At 67.3% G+C, this 23,437-nt stretch carries 19 protein-coding genes; 13 read left to right on the forward strand and 6 right to left on the reverse strand.

Annotated features, from left to right (window positions below):
• Positions 1 to 56 precede the first annotated feature (56 nt).
• Positions 57 to 1,895: an AMP-dependent synthetase/ligase gene (locus tag NUW87_RS04950; protein ID WP_269027513.1), complete on the reverse strand. Its 1,839-nt coding sequence runs from the start codon at positions 1,893 to 1,895 to the stop codon at positions 57 to 59.
• A 53-nt stretch (positions 1,896 to 1,948) separates the two neighbouring features.
• Between NUW87_RS04950 and malQ the strand changes: the two genes are divergently transcribed.
• On the forward strand, positions 1,949 to 4,084 hold the full coding sequence (malQ, locus tag NUW87_RS04955) for a 4-alpha-glucanotransferase (RefSeq protein ID WP_269027514.1): 2,136 nt from the start codon (positions 1,949 to 1,951) through the stop codon (positions 4,082 to 4,084).
• A 17-nt stretch (positions 4,085 to 4,101) separates the two neighbouring features.
• Here malQ and NUW87_RS04960 read toward each other — a convergent pair whose 3' ends face one another.
• The 4 genes from NUW87_RS04960 to NUW87_RS04975 form a co-directional block, all read right to left on the reverse strand.
• Entirely contained in the window at positions 4,102 to 4,242 is a 141-nt protein-coding gene (locus NUW87_RS04960) for a hypothetical protein (RefSeq protein WP_239218612.1), read from the reverse strand.
• 24 nt (positions 4,243 to 4,266) lie between these two features.
• Positions 4,267 to 4,440, reverse strand: coding sequence for a hypothetical protein (locus tag NUW87_RS04965; protein ID WP_269027515.1), 174 nt, complete (start codon positions 4,438 to 4,440; stop codon positions 4,267 to 4,269).
• A complete protein-coding gene (locus NUW87_RS04970; protein ID WP_269027516.1) occupies positions 4,440 to 5,621 on the reverse strand; it encodes a chymotrypsin family serine protease in 1,182 nt (393 codons plus the stop codon). The genes NUW87_RS04965 and NUW87_RS04970 overlap by 1 nt, the downstream gene beginning before the upstream one ends.
• Positions 5,622 to 5,717: 96 nt before the next feature.
• Complete coding sequence (locus tag NUW87_RS04975) at positions 5,718 to 7,673, reverse strand: M3 family metallopeptidase (RefSeq protein WP_269027517.1); 1,956 nt, start codon at positions 7,671 to 7,673, stop codon at positions 5,718 to 5,720.
• 32 nt (positions 7,674 to 7,705) lie between these two features.
• On the opposite strand from NUW87_RS04975, the gene NUW87_RS04980 reads away from it, so the two are divergent.
• The gene (locus NUW87_RS04980) at positions 7,706 to 8,479 is read left to right on the forward strand and encodes a carboxylesterase family protein (RefSeq protein ID WP_269027518.1); all 774 of its coding nucleotides are present in this window, start codon (positions 7,706 to 7,708) and stop codon (positions 8,477 to 8,479) included.
• Here the strand turns inward: NUW87_RS04980 and NUW87_RS04985 are convergent.
• Positions 8,476 to 9,072: a hypothetical protein gene (locus tag NUW87_RS04985; RefSeq protein WP_269027519.1), complete on the reverse strand. Its 597-nt coding sequence runs from the start codon at positions 9,070 to 9,072 to the stop codon at positions 8,476 to 8,478. The two genes, NUW87_RS04980 and NUW87_RS04985, sit on opposite strands and share 4 nt — an antisense overlap.
• Positions 9,073 to 9,144: 72 nt before the next feature.
• Here NUW87_RS04985 and NUW87_RS04990 point away from each other — a divergent pair, with 72 nt between their 5' ends.
• The 11 genes from NUW87_RS04990 (at position 9,145) to NUW87_RS05040 (ending at position 23,432) form a co-directional block, all read left to right on the forward strand.
• Positions 9,145 to 11,019 carry an ABC transporter ATP-binding protein gene (locus NUW87_RS04990; RefSeq protein ID WP_269027520.1) on the forward strand — a complete coding sequence of 625 codons (1,875 nt, stop codon included), beginning with the start codon at positions 9,145 to 9,147 and terminating at the stop codon, positions 11,017 to 11,019.
• 45 nt (positions 11,020 to 11,064) lie between these two features.
• Positions 11,065 to 13,581 (forward strand): glycosyltransferase 87 family protein, encoded by a 2,517-nt coding sequence (locus NUW87_RS04995; protein WP_269027521.1) that lies wholly within the window; start codon positions 11,065 to 11,067, stop codon positions 13,579 to 13,581.
• Positions 13,514 to 14,635, forward strand: a complete 1,122-nt coding sequence (locus NUW87_RS05000; protein WP_269027522.1) for a MalY/PatB family protein — start codon at positions 13,514 to 13,516, stop codon at positions 14,633 to 14,635. Before NUW87_RS04995 ends, NUW87_RS05000 begins: the two co-directional genes overlap by 68 nt.
• A gap of 87 nt (positions 14,636 to 14,722) precedes the next feature.
• On the forward strand, positions 14,723 to 16,153 hold the full coding sequence (gene brnQ, locus NUW87_RS05005; RefSeq protein ID WP_269027524.1) for a branched-chain amino acid transport system II carrier protein: 1,431 nt from the start codon (positions 14,723 to 14,725) through the stop codon (positions 16,151 to 16,153).
• A gap of 24 nt (positions 16,154 to 16,177) precedes the next feature.
• Positions 16,178 to 17,161 (forward strand): LLM class flavin-dependent oxidoreductase, encoded by a 984-nt coding sequence (locus tag NUW87_RS05010; protein ID WP_269027525.1) that lies wholly within the window; start codon positions 16,178 to 16,180, stop codon positions 17,159 to 17,161.
• Positions 17,162 to 17,280: 119 nt separating this feature from the next.
• Complete coding sequence (locus NUW87_RS05015) at positions 17,281 to 18,060, forward strand: GntR family transcriptional regulator (RefSeq protein WP_269027526.1); 780 nt, start codon at positions 17,281 to 17,283, stop codon at positions 18,058 to 18,060.
• 10 nt (positions 18,061 to 18,070) lie between these two features.
• Complete coding sequence (locus tag NUW87_RS05020) at positions 18,071 to 19,498, forward strand: ABC transporter substrate-binding protein (RefSeq protein WP_269027527.1); 1,428 nt, start codon at positions 18,071 to 18,073, stop codon at positions 19,496 to 19,498.
• The gene (locus tag NUW87_RS05025; protein WP_070473660.1) at positions 19,495 to 20,418 is read left to right on the forward strand and encodes an ABC transporter permease; all 924 of its coding nucleotides are present in this window, start codon (positions 19,495 to 19,497) and stop codon (positions 20,416 to 20,418) included. The genes NUW87_RS05020 and NUW87_RS05025 overlap by 4 nt, the downstream gene beginning before the upstream one ends.
• Positions 20,415 to 21,194, forward strand: a complete 780-nt coding sequence (locus NUW87_RS05030; RefSeq protein ID WP_070473661.1) for an ABC transporter permease — start codon at positions 20,415 to 20,417, stop codon at positions 21,192 to 21,194. Before NUW87_RS05025 ends, NUW87_RS05030 begins: the two co-directional genes overlap by 4 nt.
• Positions 21,181 to 22,512 (forward strand): ATP-binding cassette domain-containing protein, encoded by a 1,332-nt coding sequence (locus NUW87_RS05035; RefSeq protein ID WP_269027528.1) that lies wholly within the window; start codon positions 21,181 to 21,183, stop codon positions 22,510 to 22,512. Before NUW87_RS05030 ends, NUW87_RS05035 begins: the two co-directional genes overlap by 14 nt.
• A gap of 23 nt (positions 22,513 to 22,535) precedes the next feature.
• On the forward strand, positions 22,536 to 23,432 hold the full coding sequence (locus NUW87_RS05040) for a ribokinase (protein WP_269027529.1): 897 nt from the start codon (positions 22,536 to 22,538) through the stop codon (positions 23,430 to 23,432).
• Positions 23,433 to 23,437: the final 5 nt, after the last annotated feature.

The following is a 23,437-nucleotide window of genomic DNA, read 5'->3' on the forward strand; positions in this document are numbered from 1 at the left end:
GTGACAAATTGGCATGCTATGCCACAGCCCCCAAGGAGGAAGGAAGGCGCGCCGAACTAGCGCTGATACAGCTTGTCAATGTCGTCCTGGAAACGCTGGAACACCACGTTGCGCTTGACCTTCATCGTCGGGGTCATCTCGTCGTGCTGCTCGGACAGGTCGCGGTCCAGGATGCGGAACTTCTTAATCGCCTCGGTGCGAGAGACGGTGGCGTTGGCCAGGTTCACCGCGTCCTGGACCTCCGCGCGCAGCGCCGGGTCCTGGGCGAGCTCGGAGACCTTCTTGTTCGCCGGGATGTTGTGGTTGGCCTTCCAGCGCTTGAGCTCTTCCTCGTCCAGGGTGACCAGCACGCCGACGAACGGCTTGCCGTCGCCGACCACCAGCGCGTTCGAGATCAGCGGGTCCTGGCGGATGATCTCCTCCATCGGGCCGGGCGAGATGTTCTTGCCGCCGGCGGTGACGATCAGGTCCTTCTTGCGGCCGGTGATGGACACGTAGCCGTCGTCGTCCACCTCGCCGAGGTCGCCGGTGTTGAACCAGCCGTCCGTGAGCGCCTCCTCGGTGGCGGCCGGGTTCTTCCAGTACTTGTCAAACACGCCGGGGCCCTTGAACTCGATCTCGCCGTCGTCGTTGATGCGCACCGAGTAGCCGTTGACCGGCCGGCCCACCGTGCCGATCTTGTTGCCGTGGGCGTTGTTCACACACGCCGCCGCGCAGGTCTCGGTCAGGCCGTAGCCCTCGTAGACCGGCACGCCCATGCCGCGGAAGAAGTGCGACAGATCCGCGCTCATCGCGGACCCGCCGGTGATGCCGTACCAGACGGAGCCGCCCATGGCCTCCTTGATCTTGCCGTAGACGACCTTGTCGTAGACCGCCCGCTTCGCCTTCTGCACCCGCGACGGGCCTTCGTCGGTCTCCAGCGCCTTCGAGTACTCAATGGCGGCCTTCTCGGCCTCCAAGAACATGCGCTTGCCAATCGCGGAGCCGTCGGCGGCCTTGTTGTAGGCGCCCTCGCGCACCTTCTCAAACACGCGCGGCACGCCCACGACCAGGTTCGGACGCACGCGCTGCAGCTCCACCGTCAGCGTCGAGGTGTCGGACCAGTGCGACTGCGTCGCGCCCGAGATCGTCCACGCCAGCGACACCGCGCGCGCCAGCACGTGCGCCAACGGCAAAAACGTCACCATGCGCTGGCCGGGGAAAGACACCGAGCCGATCTCGTTTTCCAGCAGCGCCCAGCACTGGTACGCCCAGTTGCCGTGGGAAATCTCCACGCCCTTCGGCCGGCCGGTGGTGCCGGAGGTGTAGACGATGGAGCCGAGGGTTTCGTGGCGGGTGGCGGCCACGCGTTCGTCGATAAGCGATTGCTCGACGTCGCGCCCCTCAAACTTCAGCGTCTCCACGCCCGCGGCGTTGAACTCGTAGATGCGCTCGAGCTTTGATGGGGAGTCCGCGAACTTCGGCTTGCCCGTCTCGTCCAGCAAAAACGGGCTCATCAGCTGGGTGTGGTCGCGCGTTTCGGTGAACGCGATTTTCGCGCCGGAATCCTCCAGAATCCACTGGATCTGGTGCATCGAACTCGACGGGTAAATCGGCACCGAGGCGGCACCGGCGGCCCAGATGGCGAAGTCCACCAGCGACCACTCGTAGCGCGTCGACGACAAAATGGCCACGCGGTCCCCCGGCTCAACGCCCGCAGCGATCAGGCCTTTTGCGACCTCGTAGACCTCCTCCAAAAACTCCGCCGCCGTGACGGAGACCCACTCGTAGTTGCGCGGCCGGTAGTACAGCACCAGGTGAGGGCTCTGCTCGCAGGTGCGAATCAGCCGACTGAGGCACGTGTCCGTGTCTTTGAGCGTGAATCCGAGTTCCGTGGTGTGCGCGTTTGAAGGCATGGTGCCCAAGACTACCCCAGCGTGCGGGCCCTAGCTTTGGCACAATGCGTGGCGTGACCAACGCTCAACTGCTGCACGCCCTCGCCGAGTCCTATGGCTTCGGCACGTCCTACCGCGCCTCGAACGGGCTGCTCACCGAGCCTCCCGCCGAGTCGTTTATCAAGCTGCTGCGAGCCTTGGGGCTTTCGCTTAACGACGAACCTTCGGACGAGGAACTCCAATTCCACCTCGACGCCCGCCGGGAGTTCTGGGCGACCAGGCCCATGCCGCCGTGCGTGGTGGCCACCGAGGGCGCGGAGAAACACTTCAACGTGCACGTCCACGACGGGCACTACGCGCACTGCTGGATCCGGCTGGAAGACGGCTCCTCGCGCGACGCCTACCAGGACGAGAACTGGGCCGCGCCGTTTACCGCCACCGACGGTGTGGTGTGGGGCGAGGCCACGTTCCACGTGCCCGGCGACCTGCCCGCCGGCTACCACGAGCTGCACTTGGAGTCCGACAACTTGGACGAGGTCTGCCCGCTGATCGTGGTGCCGGCAACCTTGTCCACCACCGCCGAGGTTGTGCAGGACCCGGTGTGGGGTGTGATGGCGCAGCTGTACTCGGTGCGCTCGCTGGAGTCCTGGGGCATCGGCGACTTCAACGACTTGGGCGCGATTGCCGAGGCGGTGGCGGCCGAGGGCGCGGACTACCTGTTGATCAACCCGGTGCACGCTGCCGAACCCGTCCCCCCGATCGAGGATTCGCCGTATCTGCCCACCTCCCGCCGCTTTATCAACCCGATCTACATCGCGGTGGAGCAGGTGCCGGAGTATGCGCTGTTGGACGAGGGGGACCGGAGGGACGTCGAGAAGCTTGCTGCGGAACTCAAGGCGATGAACCACACCGCGCAGCCGTTGGAGCGCGACCGGATTTTCGCCGCGAAGCTCGCGGCGCTGCGCACCCTGTTTTACCTCTCGGCGGCGGACGAGGCGCGCACGCGGGACTTCGATCTGTTCTGCGAGGTCGAGGGCGAGGGGCTGCGCCAGTTCGCCGAGTGGTGCGCAGCAAAGGCGAGCGAGTCGGAGCACCACGGCGCGCCGAAGCACGCGGGGCGCGACCCGCAGGAGCTGGTGCAGTTCTACATGTGGCTGCAGTTCATCGCCGACGAACAACGCCGCGTCGCGCAGGAGCGCGCGGTGGCGGCCGGAATGCGGCTGGGCATCATGACGGACCTGGCGGTGGGCATCCACCCCGGCGGCGCCGACGCGGCGACGTTGCACGAGGTGCTGGTGCCGGACGCCTCTGTGGGCGCGCCGCCGGACCAGTACTCGCAGCAGGGCCAGGACTGGTCGCAGCCGCCGTGGAACCCGCAGCAGCTGGCGGAAGCCGGCTACGGGCCGTGGCGCGATCTGCTGCGCACCGTGCTGCGCCACTCCGGCGGCATCCGCGTCGACCACGTCTTGGGGCTGTTCCGCCTGTTCTGGCTGCCGCGAATGGACACCCCGGCGCACGGCGCGTACATGAACTACGACTTCGAAGCCATGGTCGGCGTGTTAGTGCTGGAGGCGCAGCGCGCGGGTGCTGTGGTGGTGGGCGAAGACCTGGGCACGTTCGAGCCGTGGGTGCAAGACGTGCTTCGCGACAAGGGCATCCTCGGCACCTCCGTGCTGTGGTTCGAGTCCGTGCCGCCGGAGGCGCCGCGCCCGTCGCAGCAGTACCGCAACCTGGCGCTGACCGCCGTGGGCACCCACGACCTGCCGCCCACCGCCGGCTATCTGGAGGGCGCGCACAACGCGCTGCGCCACAAACTCGGGCTGGTCAAAGAGTCGCTGGAAGAGCTCAACGCCACCGACGCGGTGTGGATCTCGCAGGTGCTCGCCGCCGCCCAGGCCGAGGGGGCGTTCGACAATTCCCCGCTCGCTGACGTGGACTTTCTCGACCGGGACCTCGGCGAGTACGACGACGTGGACGCCCTCGTCGAGGGGCTGACGCGGTTTATCGCCTCCACCCCGTCCGCGATGACGTGCACGAACCTGGTGGACATGGTGGGCGACACCCGCATTCAAAACCAGCCGGGCACCAACCGCGAGATGTATTCCAACTGGTGCATTCCGCTTTGCGACGCCTCCGGTACCCCCGTCCTCATCGAAGACCTCCCCGACGTCGCGCTGTTTCAGCGCATCGCGGCCGCGAGCGCGCGCTAGCACTCGCTCCGCTCGCGCTAGAGGGCGCTGACGATCGCCGCGACGACGACGAGCACGATAAGCACCCACATCACCTGGGTCACCCGCGACTGCGGGTACTTGCGCTGCGGCTTGGGCAGCTTCTGATCCTGCTTGCGCAGCTCTTCCGGGTTGGCCATGGTGTGTAAGCCTAGCGCCGCGAGCTAGCGGCGGGAAACCAGGCGGGCCGCGGCTCGCGCGACGCCGTCGACACCGTCGATAACGCGCAGCAGCGCGTAGCCGGCCGCGGCGCACAAAGGCGCGGCGGCGGTGAGGATCACGGGCACCTGCAGCCAGGGGCTTAAGCCCATCACCCAGCCGAGCAGCACGTTGCTCATCAGATCAGCCCCATCATGTAGCCGATCGCCGGCACGAGCGCCGCCACGGCAGCCACGACGCCGAGGGTGATCAGCAGCGCGTTGGCGGCGCTGCGGTCGCGGGGCTCCTCCGCGGTGTCCTCGCTGCTTGGCTCCTGCTCCCCCGCCGGGGCCTCAGGCGTGACGACGGGCGCCTCACTCGGCACACTCGACGGCGTGGCCGCGCCGACCGGGATCGGCGCCTGCAACGTCGCGGCCGGGATCACCACTGACCGTTTCGTCGGCCCAGCAATGTGGATGGTGTTGCCCGACACGGAGGTCACGGCGGGCGACGGCTTCCGCGTGACCTCCGCAACGGGGGTGACCACCGTGCTGCGCACCGGGGACGGCGCCGCCGGCGATTTTTTGCTTGGCGAGGGCGGCGTTGTCGTCGCAGCGAGGTGGGAGCGGAGGAAGGCGTCGATGCGGGGGTCGTCGTAAAGCGCGCCGCTTTGCAGAGAGCTGGCGCGCTCAAAGCCGACGACCTCCTCGCCTCTTTCGTTCACGAGCGCGTTCGCCCCGGACATCACGCCGACGAGCCCGCTGCCCGGCGCGTAGACAGGCCCGCCGGAGTCGCCGTAGTCGGGCATCCCGGGGGCGTCGAAGTAGATGGTTTTCTCGATCATGCCCACAAACGGTCCGCAGGCGGCTTCGGTGGTGCCGCCGTGGGAGGCGTAGCCGTGGTAGCACAGGGTCTCGCCGGGTTCGAGGTCCTGGATGGGCACGTACTCGCCGCCGTAGGGGTTCGCGCCGACTTCCACGCCGTTGAACCAGTAGATCACCGCCCAATCGTTGGCGTTGGAGGCGCCGTAGTAGGCGGCGGCCGGGTAGATCATGCCGGCAGGGGTGGACATTTCGCGGCCCTTACTGTCGGCGAGGTAGACCAGCGAGCCGGTTTGCCACCCGTAGTCACCGTTGTCTGCGCAGTGCCCGGCGGTGTAGCTGCGGCGCTGCTCAGGGTCGTTGTAGCCGATGGTGCAGGCGGTGAGGGTGTCGTTTCCGAGGTTGCCCACGAACATGCGGGCACCTTGCTTGACCACGAGACGCTCCGCCGCCGGCGCCTCCGTCCCAACCACAAGACCGGAGGCTGCCAGCGCGGACGCCGCGGCGAGCGCGCCAACGCGTGCGCCCGCGCGGGGGCGTCGCACTGTTGCGTCCGCCATACAGCTTTCCTTGTCTTGTCTTTTAAAGGTGGTTCGACTCCGAGAACTGTACCCCACCAAACTGCGGAAACGGTAGACGAGCGCAGCTACGCGCCGCTACGCATCGGTGCCGGCGAGCCCGCGGCGCTCGAGCAGCGGGCGGGTGTCCTTGTCGCGGCCGCGGAATGCTCGGTAGGCCTCCGCGTAGTCGCGCGAGGAGCCCTTGGACAGGATCGTCTCGCGGAACTTCGCGCCGGTTTCCCGGTTGATGCCCTCCTCGGCGACGAGCTGGTAGCCGTCCGCGTCCAGCGCCTCGGCCCACAGGTAGGAGTAGTAGCCCGCAGAGTAGCCGCCGGCGAAGATGTGGTTGAACCAGGTGGAGCGGTAGCGCGGCTCCAACCCCTCGACGTCCAGGCCGAGCTCGCGCAGGACGTCTGCTTCGAAGGCGTCGATGTCCGAAGGGACGTCGCCAGACAGCGAGTGCCACGCAAGGTCGATCGCGGAGGCCGCGAGGTACTCGGCGGTGGTAAAGCCCTGGCCGAACTGGCGTGACGCCTCCATCGCCTCCAGCAGCGGCGCCGGGATGACCTCGCCGGTGTCCACGTGGCGGGCGTAGTTGCGGACGATCTCCGGGGCGAAGGCGTAGTTCTCGTTGATCTGGGAGGGAAACTCCACCCAGTCGCGCGGGACGTTGGTGCCGGAGTGCGAGGGGTAGCGCACGTCGGAGAGCAGGCCGTGCAGGGCGTGACCGAACTCGTGGAACAGGGTGGTCACCTCGTCGATGGTGAGCAGGTTAGAGCTGATCGACATGACGTTGACCACCACCGGCTTCGTGCCAGCGAGGTGGGACTGGTCCACAAACGAGCTCATCCAGGCGCCGCCGCGTTTCGACGGGCGGGCGTTGTAGTCGGTCAGCAGCAGCCCGATGCCGGTGCCGTCTTCCTCCTTGACCTCCCACACGTCCACGTCCTCGCGGTAACCGGCCAAATCCTCGCGCTTTTCCACGGTGATGCCGTAGAGCAGGTTCGCGGCATAAAAGACGCCGTCGGTGAGCACCTGCTCGAGCGGGAAGTACTTGCGCAGCTCCGCCTCGTCGATGCCGAGCTCCTCCTCGCGGCGCTTGGCCTGCCAATACGGCCAGTCCGCGCCGCCGAGCTCCTCGCCGGCAAGCTCGCCGGCGAGCTTGCGCTCGGCCTCGGCGTTCGCGGCCGCCGCCGGCGCCAGGTCGGCGATGAGCTGGCGCGCTGCCGCGGCGGTGCCGGCGGTCTCCTCCGCGATGACGTAGTCGGCGTGCGTATCAAAGCCGAGCAGCTTCGCGCGCTCCTGGCGCAGGCGCACCGACTCCAGCACGATCTCCGGGTTGGTGTCCTTGCCGCGGGCACGGGAGGCGTCGAAAAGCTTGTGGCGCGCGGCAGACTCGTCGAGCTCCGACTGCAGCGCCTGGGTGGTGGGCAGCTCGATCGGCACCACGTAGCGCCCGCCGTCCTCGTAAGCGGCGAGCTGGTCGTCGGAAAGCCCCGCGAGCTCGTCGCGGGTGAACTCCACCGCGAGCTTCTTCGTGTCTGCCAGCAGGTTGCGGCCGAAGCGCTCGGACAGCTCGCTCAAGCGCCGGTTGATCTCCTGCAGGCGCGACTTGCCGGCGGCGTCCAGGTCGGCGCCGCGGCGGGTGAAGCGGCGCAGCAGCTCGTCGTGAAGCCTGCGCGACTCGGCGTCTTCCGGCACGTCGACGCCCTTGATGCGCTGGTAGAGCGCGTCGTTCTGGTAGATCGAGTCCACGTGCGCCGACAACTTCGGCACGATGCGGTCCGCCACCGCGTCGAATTCGTCGGTGGAGTCGGTGCCCTGCAGGTTGAAGAACCAGGACATCACCCGGTCCAGGTCTTGGCCGGCCAGCTCGAAGGCTTCGACGGTGTTTTCCCACGTCGGCGCGTCTGCGGTGGTGATCTCGGCGATTTCGGCGGCGTGGCGCTTGAGTGCCTCTTCAAACGCGGGCTCCACGTGCTCCAGCCGGATCGCGGCGAAGTCCGGCAGGTTGTACGGCAGGGTCGAGGGGGTAAGAAGCGGGTTTGTCATGGCGGTCAGTGTATGCGGATACGATCTGCCGCATGGGCGAAACGGAAATCACATGCGCGGCCGGCACCATCGTGGGCACCACCCGCGGCGGCAAACGCGTCTTCGACGCCATCCCCTACCTCGCCGAGACGCGCCCCTTCGACGACCCGGCGTCCATCGAGCAGGGATTGCTTATCGACGCCACCGCGCCGAACCCCAACGCCCTGGCCATCAGCGCCCCGCTTGAGGCGCGGCCCGGCGCGGACTGCCCCGTGGTGGTGTGGCTGTCACAACCGGTCGAGCTGGGCGAGGGATTCGTCGAGGTGCACGTGCCCCACCGCGGCGGTTTCGAGGGGTTCCTGCCCTTCGCCGCGGACGCCATCGGGCACTTCCGCGGTGTGGCGGACGTCAAGCTCGCCCTGCGCTGGGTCCAGCAAAACATCGAGGCGTTCGGGGGCGACCCCACCAACGTCACCGTCGTCGGCGCCGGCGAGGAGGCCGCGGTGGCGCTGTGGCTGTGCCGGCGCGACCACTACGCCGGCGAGTTCCGCCGCGTGTGGGCTGCGGATCCGGTGTTCCCGCGCGTGCCGTACGAGAAACGCAAGTGGATCGTGCGCTCCCTGCTGTCCGCGCCGCTGACGCGCGCGAAGCTCAACGAGTTGGCGGACAACCGGCCGGCGAGGATTGGGCGGAGCTATCGTCGATACGCAAAGTTCTTCGGACCCATGGGCCCCCAGCCTTACGACGCTTCCGAGCTCGCCGACCTCGCAACCGTGCGCGTCGAAGAAGTGCTGGACCCGCACGCGATCGCCGAGTTCGCCCGCTAGTTGTTCAGGTTGCCCTTGAAGGTGACGTTGCCGATGGTGAACTCCGCGTCCCACAGGTTGCCGGTGGACACGTCGAAGGGGTACTTCGCGTTCACGGTCGCGCCCGGGCCCAGCGGGCGGTCCAGGCCCACGATGTCCACGCCGGCCTCCTCCGCGATGGGCATGAACTTCGCGTCCTTCATGTCCGGGTTCGAGGTGGAGTTGACGTTGTAGCGCAGCTTCGGCTCGAGCGCGTCCTCCGGCAGCGGCGCGTCCGACTCGTTGGTGATTGCCACAACCACGACCGAGCCGCCGTTCGGCGCGTACGAGGAGCCCTGCCACTTGTACGACAGCTCCATCGCCGGGTCCTTCACCCGTTCGCCGTTGATTTCGTCGCTGACCAGTGGGTCCGCCTCGTTGACCTCGAAGGGCTTGCGCTGCACACCGATGCGGTCGTCGGCCTGGCCCTGCGGGGCGTCCTCGGCGGCGGTGACCTGGGTGGAGCTGATGGTATCCTCCCCCATCTCGGCGTCCGCGCAGGCAGAAAGCGCCAAGGCGGCTGCCAGGGCTGTGGCGGCCAGGGCGGCCTTGGGGCGGCGGGTGCGGTGGGACATGTGCGCCTCTTCTTTTGTCGCGGTGGGAAGCTTTGCTGCACCACTTTACAGCCCTAGTAGGGTGTCGAAATTATGCAGTCTTTGATGCGCGTTGTCCGCAGCGCTTCCGCCCTCTGGCCGTTCTATATCGCGGTTGTCGCGGTGTCGACGCTGGTGGCTGGTCTGGGGTTGGTCACCCCGTTTCTGCTGCGGGAAGCGACGGACACAATCGTGGCCAAGCTTGGCGACGCCTCCCTGCCCGACCCCACCCAAACCGTCATTTGGCTCGCCGTGGCGCTGTTCGTCGCCGAGGCCATGGCTTCGGTGCTGCGCAACGTCTCCGGCTACTTGGGCGACGTGATGGTCGCGCGGATCCGCCAGAACCTGTCCACGCGGTATTTTGCCAAGCTGCTCGCGCTGCCGCAGCGCTACTACGACAACCAGGTCACCGGCACGATCATCGCCCGGCTGGACCGTTCAATCGCCAACGTCACGCAGTTCATCCAGTCGTTCACCAACAACTTTCTGCCCATGCTGATGCAGGTGGCGGCGATTTTGGTCATCACCGCCTACTACTACTGGCCGCTGACGGTGCTGCTGGCGCTGCTGTTTCCGCTCTACACCTGGCTCACCGCCCTGACGTCGAAACGCTGGCAGGTGTTTGAGAAGAACAAAAACGCCAACATCGACGAAGGCAACGGCCGCTTCGCCGAGGTTGTCGGCCAGGTGAAGGTGACCAAGTCCTACGGCGCGGAAGTGCGCGAGCTGGAAAAGTTCAGCCGCCACTACACCAACACCGTGGACATCACCCGCCCCCAATCGCGCTGGTGGCACTCCATGGACACCCTGCGCGGCGTGGCCATGAACCTGATCTTTTTGGGCATCTACCTGATCCTGTTCACCCGCACCCTGCACGGGCACTTCACCGTCGGCGAGATGGTCATGCTCATCCAGATGGTCACCATGGCGCGCCAGCCGGTGACGATGATGAGCTGGATCGTGGATTCCGCGCAGCGCGCCATCGCCGGGTCGCGCGACTACTTCAAGGTGATGGACGAGCCGGTCGAGCCGACCGCGAACCGGCAGCTCGTCGCGGCGACGAAGGCGTCGGGTATGCCGGAGGTCGTCGCTAAGCAGCAGGCTCCCCTGCAGGTGCGCGAGCCGGTCATCGCCTTCGAGGACGTCACCTTCGAGTACACGGAGGGCGAGCCGGTGCTTCACAACGTCAACTTCACCGCCCACGAAGGCGAGACCATCGCGCTCGTCGGCGAATCCGGCGGCGGCAAGTCCACGATTGTGAACCTGCTGCTGGGCCTGTACCCCATCACCCGCGGCCGGCTGCGCGTCTGTGGCGAAGAACTGTCCGAGTTGGATGTGGAGAAGCTGCGCGCAACCACCGGCGTGGTGTTCCAGGAGGCGGCGCTGTTTTCCGGGTCGGTGTTTGAAAACATCGCCTACGGCAAGCCGGACGCCACGCTCGAGGAAGTTGTGGAGGTGACGAAGCGGGCGAACGCGCACGAGTTCATCATGAAGTTCGCCGACGGCTACGACACTGTCATCGGCGAGCGCGGCCTGCGCCTGTCCGGCGGGCAGCGCCAGCGCGTGGCCGTGGCGCGCGCGATGCTCAAGGACGCGCCGATCCTCATCCTGGACGAGGCCACCTCCGCCCTGGACACCAAGGCCGAGCGCGCCGTGCAGGCCGGCCTAGACCAGCTGATGCAGGGCCGCACCACCATCATGATCGCGCACCGTTTGTCCACCATCGCGGGCGTGGACACGATCATCACACTTCGCGACGGCCACGTCGACGAGATCGGCTCCCCGGAAGAGCTGGCAGTCTCCGGCGGCATCTACTCCGAGCTTTTGCGCCTGACCGCGTCGTCGTCCGCCGCGGACCGGGAGCGCCTCAAGGCGTTCGGGTTCCACGTCGACGGCGGGGACGAAGAAGAGGCGGAAGCCGAGGAGTAGGCACTTGCCCGCGGACGGGGCGCTTAACCCCTAATATGCCCATCTGTGCGAAAACTCATCCTTTCAGTGCCGATGATGGCGGTGGCGCTCATCCTGTGCCTGGCCAGCTTGCTGGTGGGCTGGTACCAGCACAGCTACGTGCCCTTCTACAGCACGGACCGGCGCGAGGTAGAGGACTTTTTGGTCTACTACCGCGGAGCGAAAGCGTTCTGGGACAGCCCGAACGTCTACGAGTCCCTGATCAACACCGGCGCGGCGGGAGAGCTGCCGTACTCCTACCCGCCGTCGTCGCTGCTGTTCTTTTCCCCGCTGACGCTGTTCGGAGAGACGGCGGGCCTGGTGCTGTTTTCGCTGGTGTCGCTGGCGGCGCTCTGGTGGGTAATCACGCTCACGCTGCGCAGGTGCCGCATCGACGATGCCGGCAAGTGGGCGCTGGTGGCGCTGCCGCTCGCGTTTTGGGTCGACCCGATCCACAACACCTTCCACCACGGCCAGGTCAACATCGTGCTCATGGCGCTGGTGCTCACGGACCTGTGGTGGGACTCGCCGAAGCGTAAGTACCTGCCAACGGGCGTGCTCACCGGCGTCGCGGCCGCGGTGAAGATGACGCCGGCGCTTTTCGGGCTGTACTTCATCTTTACCCGCAACTGGAAAGCGCTGGCCGCGGCGTTTCTCACCGGCGTGATGTCGCTGGGGGTTGCTGGTGCGGTGAAACCTGCGGCGCTGGGGTACTACTTCACCACCCAGATCGGGCAGATGTCCGGTGTGCTGGGCCTGAACCGCTCGCACAATCAGTCCGCCCGCGGCCTGGTTGCCCGCTTCGTGCCGGCAGACGCGCAGACGTACTTCACCGCGATCATGTTCGCCGGCATCCTCGCCCTTGCGATTTTGGCGCTGCGGCGCCTGCTCGCCGCGCGCGCCAACGAGGCGGCGGTGCTGTGTGTCGCGCTGCTGTCGTTGCTCGTCGCCCCGATTACCTGGCAGCACCACTACGTGTGGGTGGTTCCGCTGTGCATCATCATGGCCGTCGGCGGCATCCGCAACGCCAACCCGTGGCCGCCGTTTCTGGTGGCGGTGTATTTGACCATCTCCACGATCTTCATCCCGCACAAGCAGATCGTGAACCCGATGGCCACCACGCCGGATTCGTACACCGTGCGCGACTTGGCGCAGTCCAGCCTGGTCGTGTGGGCGATTCTGGTGGTGTTTGTGATGTGGGTGCAGGCGCGGGGCTTCGTGCTCGTCGATAGGCAAAAGCCCTTGCGTTTCACCCAGTTCGTGGCCTTCCCGCCGCTGGTGGCCTACGCGGTGCTGAGCACCTTTGCCACGGCGTGGTGGCGCAAGATGGAATCGCCGATGCTGTCGGCCTACGAGGGCGTGTTCCACCCGCTGGAGCATCTGCAGATGCTGCGCGGGGCGGGCGCCGGTTTCTTCGCCGAGCCGGACATCTATTCGGTGGCGTTCAGCTACCCCGACGGGCGGCAAGACTACTTCCTGCACCCGCCGGCGACCATGCTGTTTGGCAAGCTGCTCGGCGCGGGTGAGATGGGCACGTGGGAGGCGTTGCACACCATCGCGGGCACGCTGGCGGTGTGGTGGATCATCTACCTGCTGTTCAAACGGTTCCAGTGGCCGTCGCCGGTCGCGTGCGCGACGGTGCTGCTGCCGGCGGTGCTGTGGCTGGACCCGGTGCGGTTCAACTTCTACTACGGCGAGCTGACCATCTTCGCGGTGGCGTTCGTGGCGACGGACCTGTGGTGGACCCGCCCCGGGCAGTGGCGGCGCTGGGTGCCTGAAGGGCTACTCACCGGCATCGCCGCGGCGTTTACCCTGCGGCCTGTGGTCTTCGCGCTGTATTTCCTCTTCCGCAAGGATTACCGGGCGCTCGGCTGGATGGCGGGTGCGTTCGCGTCCCTCACCGCGCTTGGTGCGGTGGCGCGCCCGGGCATGACGGCCGCGTATTTCACCGACTACGTGCTGCACATCGGTGAGCGCTACGACCTTTCCCAGGCGCAGAACCTCACGCTATTCGGCGCGGCCCAGCGGTTCACGGGCGCAGACGGCGCGAGCGCGCTTTGGGTGCTCGCGGTCCTTGCCGTCGGCGGCGCGCTGATCTACGCCGCCCGCGTTTTTATTCAGCGCGGCGAGGCCCCGATGGCGGCGCTCAGCCTGGCACTGGCGGGACTCACCGCATCCTCCTGGGCGCCGCCGTACGCGTGGGCATGGATGCTGCCGGGCGTCATCATCATCGGCGAGTTCGCGTGGCGCCGCCGCAACATCCTCGCACTGCTGACCACCCTGATCTACCTCGGGCTTTCCACCGTGTTCGTGCCGCATTCGCAGTTCAAGAACATGGACACGATCGACGGGCGCGACCCGGTCATCGGCGACTGGGTCATGTCATCCGTGGTGTGGTGGACGCTGCTCGCCGCCGCGGTGTTCGCCGTGTGGGCCTTCAAACATGCCAAGAGCGATGATGGCTACCGTGGGCCCCATGCAATTTCCCGACCTTCACACCCTGCAAGCCCGCGGCACCAGGAAGTGGACGCAGTTCAACCCTGACGTGCTGCCGCTGTTTATCGCGGAGAGCGATTTTCCCACCGCGCCCGCTGTGAAGCAGGCGATCGTGGATGCGGCCGAGCGCGAGATGTTCGGCTACACGCCCGCCCCGCACGCGCACCGGCTGGGCGAGACGGTCGCCGGCTTCTACGCGGACCGTTACGGCTGGCGCCCGGACGCGGAGAAGATCTTCCCGGTTGCGGACGTGGTGCGCGGCGTGATGCTGGCCATCCAGTACTTCACCGAGGGCGATGTCGTGGTCCCGGTTCCCGCCTACTTCCCGTTTTTGGACGTTGCCGAGGTCGCGGGGCGGGGGCGTATCGACGTCAGCTCCGCCGGCGGCCTCAACCTGGCCGAGGCCGAAGCCGCGTTTGCCAACGGCGCGGGCAGCATCATCGTGACCAACCCGTTCAACCCGGGCGGCTACGTGTTCACCGAGGAGCAGCTCGACGAGGTCTGCGCGTTGGCGCGCAAGTACGGCGCCAGGGTGATCGTGGACGAGATTCATGCCCCGCTGGTCTACGACGGCGCCCACGTCTGCGCCGCGGCGAACAACCCGGACGTGTGCATCACGGTCACCGCGACGTCCAAGGCGTGGAACGTCGCAGGCCTGAAGTGCGCGCAGATAATTTTTTCCAACGACGAGGACGCCCAAACCTGGAACGCGATGTCGGGCGTGGCGAAGGACGGTGTGGGCACCCTGGGCATCGTCGCGGCGGAGGCCTGTTACGACCACGGCCGCGAGTTTTTGGACGAGGAGATCGCCCAGCTCAAGGCCAACCGCGACTGGCTGGTGGAGCACCTGCCCAAGGCAGTGCCGGGCATTGAGATTGAGGTGCCGGCGGCGACGTATCTGATGTTTTTGAATTTCAAGAACACCAAGCTTGTCGACGAAAAACCCGCCGCGTGGCTGCGCCGCCACGCCAAGGTGGCCATGAACGAGGGAATGGACTTCGGCCCCGGCGGCGAGCACCGCGCGCGGATGAACTTCGCCACCTCCCCGGAGATCTTGGAGGAGGCGGTGCGGCGGATTGGCGGAGCCGTCGCAAAGCTTTAGCGTTTCACTTTATGGAACCCTGTTCCCATCTAGCGGTCGGATGGTTTAGACTCTAGGGAACTTCAACCCAATTAGAGAGGACCAACCATGGGTTCCACAGTGGTGTCACAGCCTGAAGGTGGCTCGAAGCGCTCCGCCAGCGCGATCGTTGTCACCAGCCTCGCGCTGTTTTCGATGTTCTTCGGCGCGGGCAACCTCATCTTCCCGCCCATGCTGGCCGTGGAAGCCGGCGACAACTTCTGGCCGGCGCTCATCGGCTTCCTCGCCACCGCTTCCCTGCTTCCGGTGCTGGCCGTGATCGCCATTGCGCTGTCCGGCTCGAACCTCCGCGACCTGGCGCAGCGCGCCGGTTCCATCTTCGGCGTGGTCTTCCCGGTGCTGGCGTACCTGTCCATCGGCGCGTTTTACGCGCTGCCGCGCACCGGCGCCGTCTCCTTTGAAACGGCGATCACCCCGCTGTTCGGCCTCGAATCCTTTGCCTCCTCCGCCGTGTTCAACGTGGTGTTTTTCGGCATTGCCCTGGCGCTGAGCTGGAACCCCACCACCATCATGGAAAAGCTGGGCAAGTTCCTCACCCCGGCGCTTCTGGTGCTGTTGGCCGTGATGATCTCGGTGTCCGCGTTCCGCTGGAGCGCCGAACCGGCCGCGCCGAACGAGCCCTACGACAACGGCCCGCTGTCCGCCGGCTTGCTCGAGGGCTACCTCACCATGGATTCCATCGCCGCACTGGCGTTTTCCATCGTGGTCATCTCCACCCTGCGCCATCGCGGCTTCAGCGAGGGCAGGCCGCTTGTCAACGGCACCATCGCCGCCGGTGTGGGCGCCGGCCTGATGCTGGGCCTGGTCTACATCGGCTTGGGGCTGATCGGCCGCGTCATGCCGAACGCCGGCGAGTTCGACAACGGTGCCGGGCTGCTCGCTGAGGCCGCCAACCTGACCATGGGCGGCGCCGGCCAGGCCGTGTTCTCCGCCATCGTGCTGCTGGCCTGCCTGACCACCGCGGTAGGCCTGATCACCGCAACCGGCGAGTACTTCTCCGAGCAGTTCGCAGGCTCCTACCGCCTCTGGGCTGTGATCTTCGCGGTCGCCTCCATGGTGATTGCCACCCAGGGCCTGGAGTTCGTCATGGCCATCGCCGCGCCGGTGATCGGCTTCCTCTACCCGCCGGCGATCACCTTGATCGCGCTGACGCTCATCGAGCCGGCCTTCCGCGGCCGCACCCGCTTCAGCTGGGCGTTCTTCCTGCCGCTGTGGACGGCCGTGGTGTGGTCCGCCATCGAGACGTTGATCTCTCTGGAGTGGGGCGCAGATGCCCTGACCCCGATAGTGCAGTGGGCGCCGATGTTCGACGCCGGGCTCGGCTGGGTTGTGCCGGTGGTTATCGCCTTCGCCATCGGCCTCGTTGTGGACTTCGCCCGCCCCAAGCCCGCCATGATCCCGGGCACCATGGAGTCCGTCGAGGGCGAGGACCTGTCCGCGGAGGGCGACGCTGTCCCCGTCCTGCAAGCTAAGGACTAGCCAAGGACTAGTACGGTGGGGCGCATGAACGCTCCACTTTCTCTCATTGATTTCTGCACCCGCTACCCCGGCGAATCCGTCGGCGAAGCGACGCAGCGCTCCGTGGCCTTCGCCCAGCAGGCGGAGGCCTTGGGGTATTCACGCATCTGGTACGCGGAGCACCACAACATGTCCAGCATCGTCTCCTCGTCGCCGGCGGTGCTGATCAGCCACATCGGCGCGAAAACCAGCCGCATCCGCCTCGGCGCCGGCGGCGTGATGTTGCCGAACCACTCCCCGTACGTGATCGCCGAGCAGTTCGGCATGCTGGAGGAGCTCTACCCCGGCCGCATCGATCTGGGTCTCGGCCGCGCGCCCGGCACCGACCAGCAGACCCTGGGCCGGGCGCTGCGCCGGGACCCCCGCGCAGCCGAGAACTTCCCGCAGGACGTCCAGGAGCTGCAGGCGTGGCTGTCCAACACCTCGCCGCTTCCCGGTGTGACCGCGATGCCGGGCTTTAACACCAACGTGCCGCTGATCATCTTGGGCTCGTCCATGTTCGGCGCTTCTTTGGCAGCGCAGCTGGGTCTGCCGTACGCGTTCGCCTCCCACTTCGCCCCGCAGCACCTGGAGCAGGCCACCGCCTACTACCGCGACAACTACCAGCCCTCCGAGCGCTACCCGGAGCCGTACTGCATTGCCGCGGTCAACGTCACCGCCGCCGAGACCGAAGAGGATGCGAAGCGCCAGACGAAGGTGGTGCACCGCAACCGCGTGCGCGCGTTTATGGGCCGGCAGGGCAAGCAGCTTTCCGACGACCAGCTGGACACCGTGGTCAACTCTTACCAGGGCCGCCAGATCATCGACATGCTGCGCTACACCGCAGAGGGCACCGGCGAGCAGGTCGCCGAGTACCTGGAAGCGTTCCGGAGAACCGCCCAGGCCGACGAGCTGATGATCTCCCTGCACTCCGGCAGCCACGACGAGGTGAGCCGGTCCATGGAGATCCTCGCCGAAGCCTGGGGCTAAGCAGGAGAACACCCCGGGTTTGTGGGACATGGCTCCAACTAATAGGAGTTACGCGGTGGCTGGTTTAGTATCAGGTGTCGTTACATTCCCGGTTGTCTAAAAAGGACGTGATTCCGCCCATGGCGCAACTGCCCACCGGCCCGCTTCGCCGCCCGCAGCAGCACGAGGAGATCGCGGACTACCTGCGCGACGAGATCTTCGCAGGCCACATCCCGGCCGGCGAGTCGCTGCCCAGCGAGGTGGAACTGTGCGAGCAGTTCAACACCTCCCGCGGGCCGGTGCGCCAGGCGGTGGCCACGTTGCGCGCCGAGGGGCTGTTGTCCTCCGGCCGCGGCCGCCGCTCGTTGGTGCTGTCCAACACGCGCACCGAGACCTTCGAGGAGATTTTGTCCAACACCTCCTGGCTGTTCCGCATGGGCAAAGACCCCAGTGAGGACATGGAGCAGTTCGGCATGGACACCGCCAGTGAGGAATTGGCGGAGCACATGGGCATCAACCCGGGAGACGAGGTCTTCGTGGTCCGCCGCGTGCGCAGCGCCGACGGTGAGCCGGTGGTGATTGAGCGGATGGCGTTTCTGCCGTCGCTGGCAGAGGTCATTGAAACGGTGGACACGTCCGAGCAGTCCATCCACCGCGAGCTCATCCGCGCGGGCGCCGACTTCAACAACATCTCGCGCGCCTTCACCATCGAGCAAGCGAACGCGGATACCGCCTCCAAGCTGGGCATTGCCGAGAATGCGCCGGTGCTGCGTGTGAAGATCAAGGCGCTGACCCACAACGGCGACGCGCTCGAAGCCGCCGAACACATCTTCCGCGTGGATAACCTCTCCTTCGGCCTGAACAACGTGCGCGGGCACTCCTCCCCGATCTGGTTCCAGACTGAATCCGAGATCCACTAACCTTTCCCTCATGCATCCAAGGACTCTGGCGGCCGCGGCCGCCTTGGCCCTCCCGTTGGCAGCGTGCGGTGATTCCGCACCGCGCGACAACGTGGTGGTGGCGGCGTCGGGGGCCCCTGCGGGATTGGACTTCACCACCACCGGCGGCGCGGCCGCGCCCCAGGCGCTGGTGGGAAACGTGTACGAGACGCTGGTGCGTATCGACGCCTCCGGCACCCCCGTGCCCCACCTCGCCGAACGCGTCGAGCGAGACGGTGGCGTATTTACATTCCACCTGCGCGACGGCGTCACCTTCGCCGACGGCACACCGTTCACCGCCGACGACGCAGCCTTTTCCATCCACTACGTGCAAAACGAGTGGACCAACGGGCTGAAGGCCCAGATGGACCCGGTCACACACGTCGAGGTGGTAGACGAGCGCACACTGCGCGTGACCGTCGAAGGCGGCGACGCTGCCGAAGATGCCTGGCTGTGGTCCATGGGCACGCTGACGGGGGCGATGATGACACCGGCAGGCGTCGATAAGCTTGCAACCGCTCCCCTGGGCACCGGGCCGTACACCGTGAAACGCTTCGACGTCGGCGAAGCAATCGAGTTCGACGCGCGTGAGGATTACTGGGGCGGCGACGTCGCGCACGACGGGCTGATCCGCTATTTCGACGACCCGGTCTCCGCCGTCAACGCACTGCGCGTGGGCGATGCGGACGTGGTGTGGGGCATGCAGGCGCCACAACTGATCGACACCCTGCCGGAGGACATCCGCGTCGAGGTCGGCACCACCAACGGCGAGGTGCTGCTTTCCATGAACAACACCCGCGCCCCCTTCGACGACCCGGATGTGCGCCGCGCTGTGGCTTATGCGGTGGACCGGGCGGCGGTCAACGAGGTGGTCTACAACGGCCTGGGCACCGACACCGGAGGCGCGCCCGTGCCGCCAACGGACCCCTGGTACCCGGGCCGCGACTTCTACCCCTTCGACCCGGACAAGGCCCGCGAGCTGCTCGCCGGGCGCGCCCCGGACATCACCATCACCGTGCCCAACCGCCCCTACGCGCAAGAGGCGAGCGAGCTCATCTACTCGCAGCTTCGCGACGTCGGCTTCCGCGTGCGCCTCGAGACCGTCGAGTTCCCCGCCGTCTGGTTGAACCAGGTGCTCAAGGGCCACGACTACCAGGCATCGTTAGTCTCCCACGTGGAGCCGCGCGACGTGCCCATGCTGTTTGGCAACCCGGAGTACTACTTGGGCTACGACAACGCGGTGGTGCGCGAGCGCATCGCCGCCGGCGACATGGCCGGAGCGGTGGAGCAGATCATGGACGACGCCGCGGCACTGACCCTGACCAACGCGCCGAACATCGTGCTCTACGCCCCAGGAGTCTCCGGCCTGGACCCGAACGTGGTCACCGACTCGCTGCCGTTGAACGAGGTGGAGAAATGATCCGCACCATCGGCAAACACATCCTGCGCTTCGTCCTGCTGCTCGCCGCGGCGAGCGTGGTCATTTTCACCCTGCTGCGCGCGGTACCCGGCGACCCGGCGCGCGTGGCGCTGGGTGTCTCGGCCACCGAGGAGGCCGTCGCAGAGCTGTCCACCCGCCTCGGTCTGGATAAGCCGCTGCCGGTGCAGTACTTCGACTGGATCTCCGGTCTGCTCACCGGCGACTTCGGCGTCTCTATGGCTTCGGGCAAGGACATCACCGACACGGTGCTCGAGCGCGCCGGGGTCTCGCTGACACTCACCCTTGCGGCCATGGCGGTCTCCCTTGCCGTGGCGGTGCCGGTGGGTGTCTACCTGGCCCGGCGCGCCCACGCCCCCGGCGGCGCGGTCGTCGGGGCGCTGTCGCAGGTGGGCATCATCGTGCCGTCGTTTTTAGTCGGCATCGCGCTGGTCGCCCTGTTTTCGGTGCGGCTGGGTTGGCTGCCCGCCAACGGCTGGGGCACGCCTGCGCATGCGGTGCTGCCGGTGGCCTCGCTCGCACTCGTGCAGGCCTCGATCCTGACGCGGTACGTCGCCGCGTCCGTGCGCGAGGAGATGGGCGCGGATTATGTGCGGACGGGCAGGTCCCTTGGTGCGTCGATAGGCAATGTGCTTTTCACCTCGGCGCTGCGAAACGCCGCGCTGCCGGTGATCACGGTCGTCGGCGTGCAGCTGGCGTCGCTGGTGGTGGGCGCGGTGGTGATCGAGCGGGTGTTCACGATCCCCGGTTTGGGCACCATGCTCCTCGACGCAGTGGGCAACCGCGACCTGGCCACCGTCCAAACCGTGATGATGGTCATCGTCGCGTTCACCCTGGTGGTGAACCTGATCGTGGACCTGACGTACGCGGTGGTGGACCCGCGGATTCGGAGGCGGGCATGAGTTGGCAGCGCAAAGCAGGCGCGGTGATCGTCGCGTTAGTCGCCCTGGCGGCTGTGGTCTCGCTTGTGTGGACGCCTTACGACCCGCTGCAGACAGAAGTTGTCGCGCGTTTGCAAGGTTCTTCCCCGGCTCACTGGATGGGCACCGACCAGTTCGGGCGCGACATCGCCTCACGCGTGATGGACGGCGCGCGGCTGACGCTGACCGTGGCTGTGGGCGCCGTCGGGCTGTCCGGACTGATCGGCGTGCCGCTGGGGATCTGGGCCGGCATGCGCCGCGGCGCGTCGCGGGTGGTCATGGCCGGCGCCGACCTGCTGCTGGCCTTCCCTGCGCTGCTCTTAGCGATCGTGTTCACCGCCGTGTTCGGCGCCTCCATCTGGATTGTGGTGCTGGCCATCGGCATCGCCGGCATCCCCGCCTTCGTACGCGTGGCGCGCGCCGGGACCATGCAGGTGATGCAGCGCGACTACATCCTGGCCGCGCGCATTGCCAAGGTCTCCGGCCCTGCGATCGCGTGGCGGCACGTGCTGCCGAACATCTGGCCGCTCGTGCTCACCCAGGTCTCCGTCGCCGTCGCCCTGGCCATCCTGGCGGAGGCCGGCCTGTCGTTCCTCGGCCTCGGCGCGCCGGCACCGTACGCCTCCTGGGGCCGCATGCTGCAGGCCTCCCAGCCGTACCTGGCCACCTCCCCGCACCTGGCGCTGTGGCCCGGCGCTGCAATCGCCCTGACCGTGCTGGGCTTCAACCTTTTGGGAAACGCTGATGATCGACGTTAACCACCTTTCCATCCCCGGCATCCTCGACGACATCACGTTCTCGGTCGCGCCGGGCGAGCGCGTCGGCATCATTGGCGAGTCCGGCTCCGGCAAGTCCGTCACCGCGCTGACCATCATGGGCTTAAGCGACCTGCCGGCGGAAGGCTCCGTCACCGTCGACGGCACCGAGATGGTGGGCACGCCGGACCGCGTGCGCAGGCGCGTGCGCGGCACAAAGGTCGCGATGGTGTTCCAGGAGCCGATGACGGCGCTGGACCCGCTGAAAAAGATCGGCGCACTCGTCTCCCCCGAGTCGTTGCGTGAGGTCGGCGTGGACCGCCCGAACGCCTACCCGCACGAGCTGTCCGGCGGGCAGCGCCAGCGCGTGCTTATCGCGTTGGCGCTGAGCAAAAACCCGGACGTGCTGATCTGCGACGAACCCACCACCGCCTTAGACGCCATCGTGCAGGCGGAAATCCTGGAGCTTTTAGACCGCCTCGTGCGCGAGCGCGGCATGGCGCTGTTGTTCATCTCCCACGACCTCGCCGTGGTACGCCGCATGACCGACCGGGTGCTCGTGTTCAAAGGCGGTTGCATGACGGCGCCGGATTCCGACTACGCCCAGGCACTTACCGCGGCGGCGGTGCCCGGCCCGCCCGCCGAACCCGTCGCACTCGGGGAGCCGGTGGTCACGCTCGACGGGGTCTCGTTGCGGCGCGGGCAGACCCTGGCCGTCGACGACGTGGACCTCACCGTGCACGCCGGCGAGCGCCTCGCCATCGTCGGCGGGTCCGGCTCCGGCAAGACGTCGCTGTTGCACCTCATCGCGGGCCTGCGCGAGCCGTCCACCGGCACCGTGCGCGTGCAGGGTGACGTGCAGATGGTCTTCCAGGACCCGTACTCCTCGCTGGATCCGCGGATGGCCGTGAGGACGTCGATACGCGAGGCAGGCGTCGACGCCGCCCGCGCCGACGAAGTGCTTGCTCGCGCGGGGCTCGAAGGCACCGGCGACCGCACACCACGGCAGTTCTCGGGCGGGCAGCGCCAGCGCATCTCGATCGCGCGCGCCGCGGCACCACGCCCGAGCATTTTGCTTGCCGACGAACCCGTCTCCGCCCTCGACGCCACCATCCAAGACCAGGTGCTGGATCTGCTGCGCGATACCGTCGGCAAGCACACGCTCATCTTTGTCACCCACGACCTGAAGGTCGCGCGCGAGCTGTGCCCCACTGTGGCGGTGATGCGGCACGGGCGCATCGTGGAACGCGGCGCGACCAAAAAGATCTGGGCGGCACCGCAGCACCCGTACACGCGCGAGCTACTCGACGCTGTGCTGTAACTGGGTGCTGTAAGTTAGCGCCCATGAGTATGTGCGTCGTCGGATCCATCAACGCCGACCTGACCGTCAACGTCGAACGCCACCCCACCCCGGGCGAGACCCTGCTGGGCGCAGGCGGCGGGATTACCGCCGGCGGCAAGGGCGCGAACCAGGCCGTCGCCGCGGCGAAGCTGGGCACCCCGGTCGTGCTCGTCGGCGCGACCGGCACCGACGCCAACGCCGACCCCGCCACCGCGATCCTGCGCGAGGCCGGGGTGGATCTGCGCCACGTCGAAGAAGTCGAGGAAGTCACCGGCCTGGCCGTGATCACCGTCGCGGCCAACGGCGAAAACACCGTGCTCGTGGTTCCGGGGGCGAACGCGCTGGTGGACGCGGCATTCGTCGATAGGCACGCAGACGCCGTGGAGGCCGCCGAGCTGGTGCTGCTGCAGGGCGAGATCCCCGCCGACGGGTTTGCGCGCGCCGTGGAGCTGGCGCGGGGGCGCGTGGTGGTCAACCTCGCGCCCGTCGTCGACGTGCCGCGCGAGGCGCTGCTTGCCGCCGATCCCCTCATGGCCAACGAGCACGAAGCTGGCTTGATCCTGGAGCAGCTCGGCCTCGACGGCGCGGGCACGCCGGAGGAGCTGGCGCGGCGCCTGCTGGACGCCGGGTTCGCCTCCGTGGTGCTCACCTTGGGCTCCGCGGGCGCGCTGGTGGCCACCGCCGAGGAGCTCACCCACATCGACTCGCCCAAGGTGGAGGCGGTGGACACCGTCGGCGCGGGCGACTCGTTCGCGGGCGCGTTCTGCCACCGCATCCTCGAGGGCGACAGCATGGCAGATGCCGCGGCGTTCGCCTGCCGCGTCGGCGCGTTCTCTGTCACCCGGCCCGGCGCGCAGCCGTCCTACCCGTCCGTGGGAGACGCGCTGCCAGAGCTCTAGCCCCC

This window comes from Corynebacterium pilbarense, assembly GCF_026930265.1.
Taxonomy (GTDB): domain Bacteria; phylum Actinomycetota; class Actinomycetes; order Mycobacteriales; family Mycobacteriaceae; genus Corynebacterium; species Corynebacterium pilbarense.

Bases quoted from the DNA above. Each gene is read 5' to 3' on its own strand.
- NUW87_RS05035 (WP_269027528.1), top strand. From the start codon at position 21,181: ATGATCGACGTTAACCACCTTTCCATCCCCGGCATCCTCGACGACATC.
- NUW87_RS05040 (WP_269027529.1), top strand. From the start codon at position 22,536: ATGAGTATGTGCGTCGTCGGATCCATCAACGCCGACCTGACCGTCAAC.
- NUW87_RS04990 (WP_269027520.1), top strand. From the start codon at position 9,145: ATGCAGTCTTTGATGCGCGTTGTCCGCAGCGCTTCCGCCCTCTGGCCG.
- NUW87_RS04960 (WP_239218612.1), bottom strand. From the start codon at position 4,242: ATGGCCAACCCGGAAGAGCTGCGCAAGCAGGATCAGAAGCTGCCCAAG.
- NUW87_RS05000 (WP_269027522.1), top strand. From the start codon at position 13,514: ATGCAATTTCCCGACCTTCACACCCTGCAAGCCCGCGGCACCAGGAAG.
- brnQ (WP_269027524.1), top strand. From the start codon at position 14,723: ATGGGTTCCACAGTGGTGTCACAGCCTGAAGGTGGCTCGAAGCGCTCC.
- NUW87_RS04985 (WP_269027519.1), bottom strand. From the start codon at position 9,072: ATGTCCCACCGCACCCGCCGCCCCAAGGCCGCCCTGGCCGCCACAGCC.
- NUW87_RS04970 (WP_269027516.1), bottom strand. From the start codon at position 5,621: ATGGCGGACGCAACAGTGCGACGCCCCCGCGCGGGCGCACGCGTTGGC.
- NUW87_RS04980 (WP_269027518.1), top strand. From the start codon at position 7,706: ATGGGCGAAACGGAAATCACATGCGCGGCCGGCACCATCGTGGGCACC.
- NUW87_RS05010 (WP_269027525.1), top strand. From the start codon at position 16,178: ATGAACGCTCCACTTTCTCTCATTGATTTCTGCACCCGCTACCCCGGC.
- NUW87_RS05020 (WP_269027527.1), top strand. From the start codon at position 18,071: ATGCATCCAAGGACTCTGGCGGCCGCGGCCGCCTTGGCCCTCCCGTTG.
- NUW87_RS05015 (WP_269027526.1), top strand. From the start codon at position 17,281: ATGGCGCAACTGCCCACCGGCCCGCTTCGCCGCCCGCAGCAGCACGAG.
- NUW87_RS04975 (WP_269027517.1), bottom strand. From the start codon at position 7,673: ATGACAAACCCGCTTCTTACCCCCTCGACCCTGCCGTACAACCTGCCG.
- NUW87_RS04965 (WP_269027515.1), bottom strand. From the start codon at position 4,440: ATGAGCAACGTGCTGCTCGGCTGGGTGATGGGCTTAAGCCCCTGGCTG.
- NUW87_RS05030 (WP_070473661.1), top strand. From the start codon at position 20,415: ATGAGTTGGCAGCGCAAAGCAGGCGCGGTGATCGTCGCGTTAGTCGCC.
- NUW87_RS04950 (WP_269027513.1), bottom strand. From the start codon at position 1,895: ATGCCTTCAAACGCGCACACCACGGAACTCGGATTCACGCTCAAAGAC.
- NUW87_RS05025 (WP_070473660.1), top strand. From the start codon at position 19,495: ATGATCCGCACCATCGGCAAACACATCCTGCGCTTCGTCCTGCTGCTC.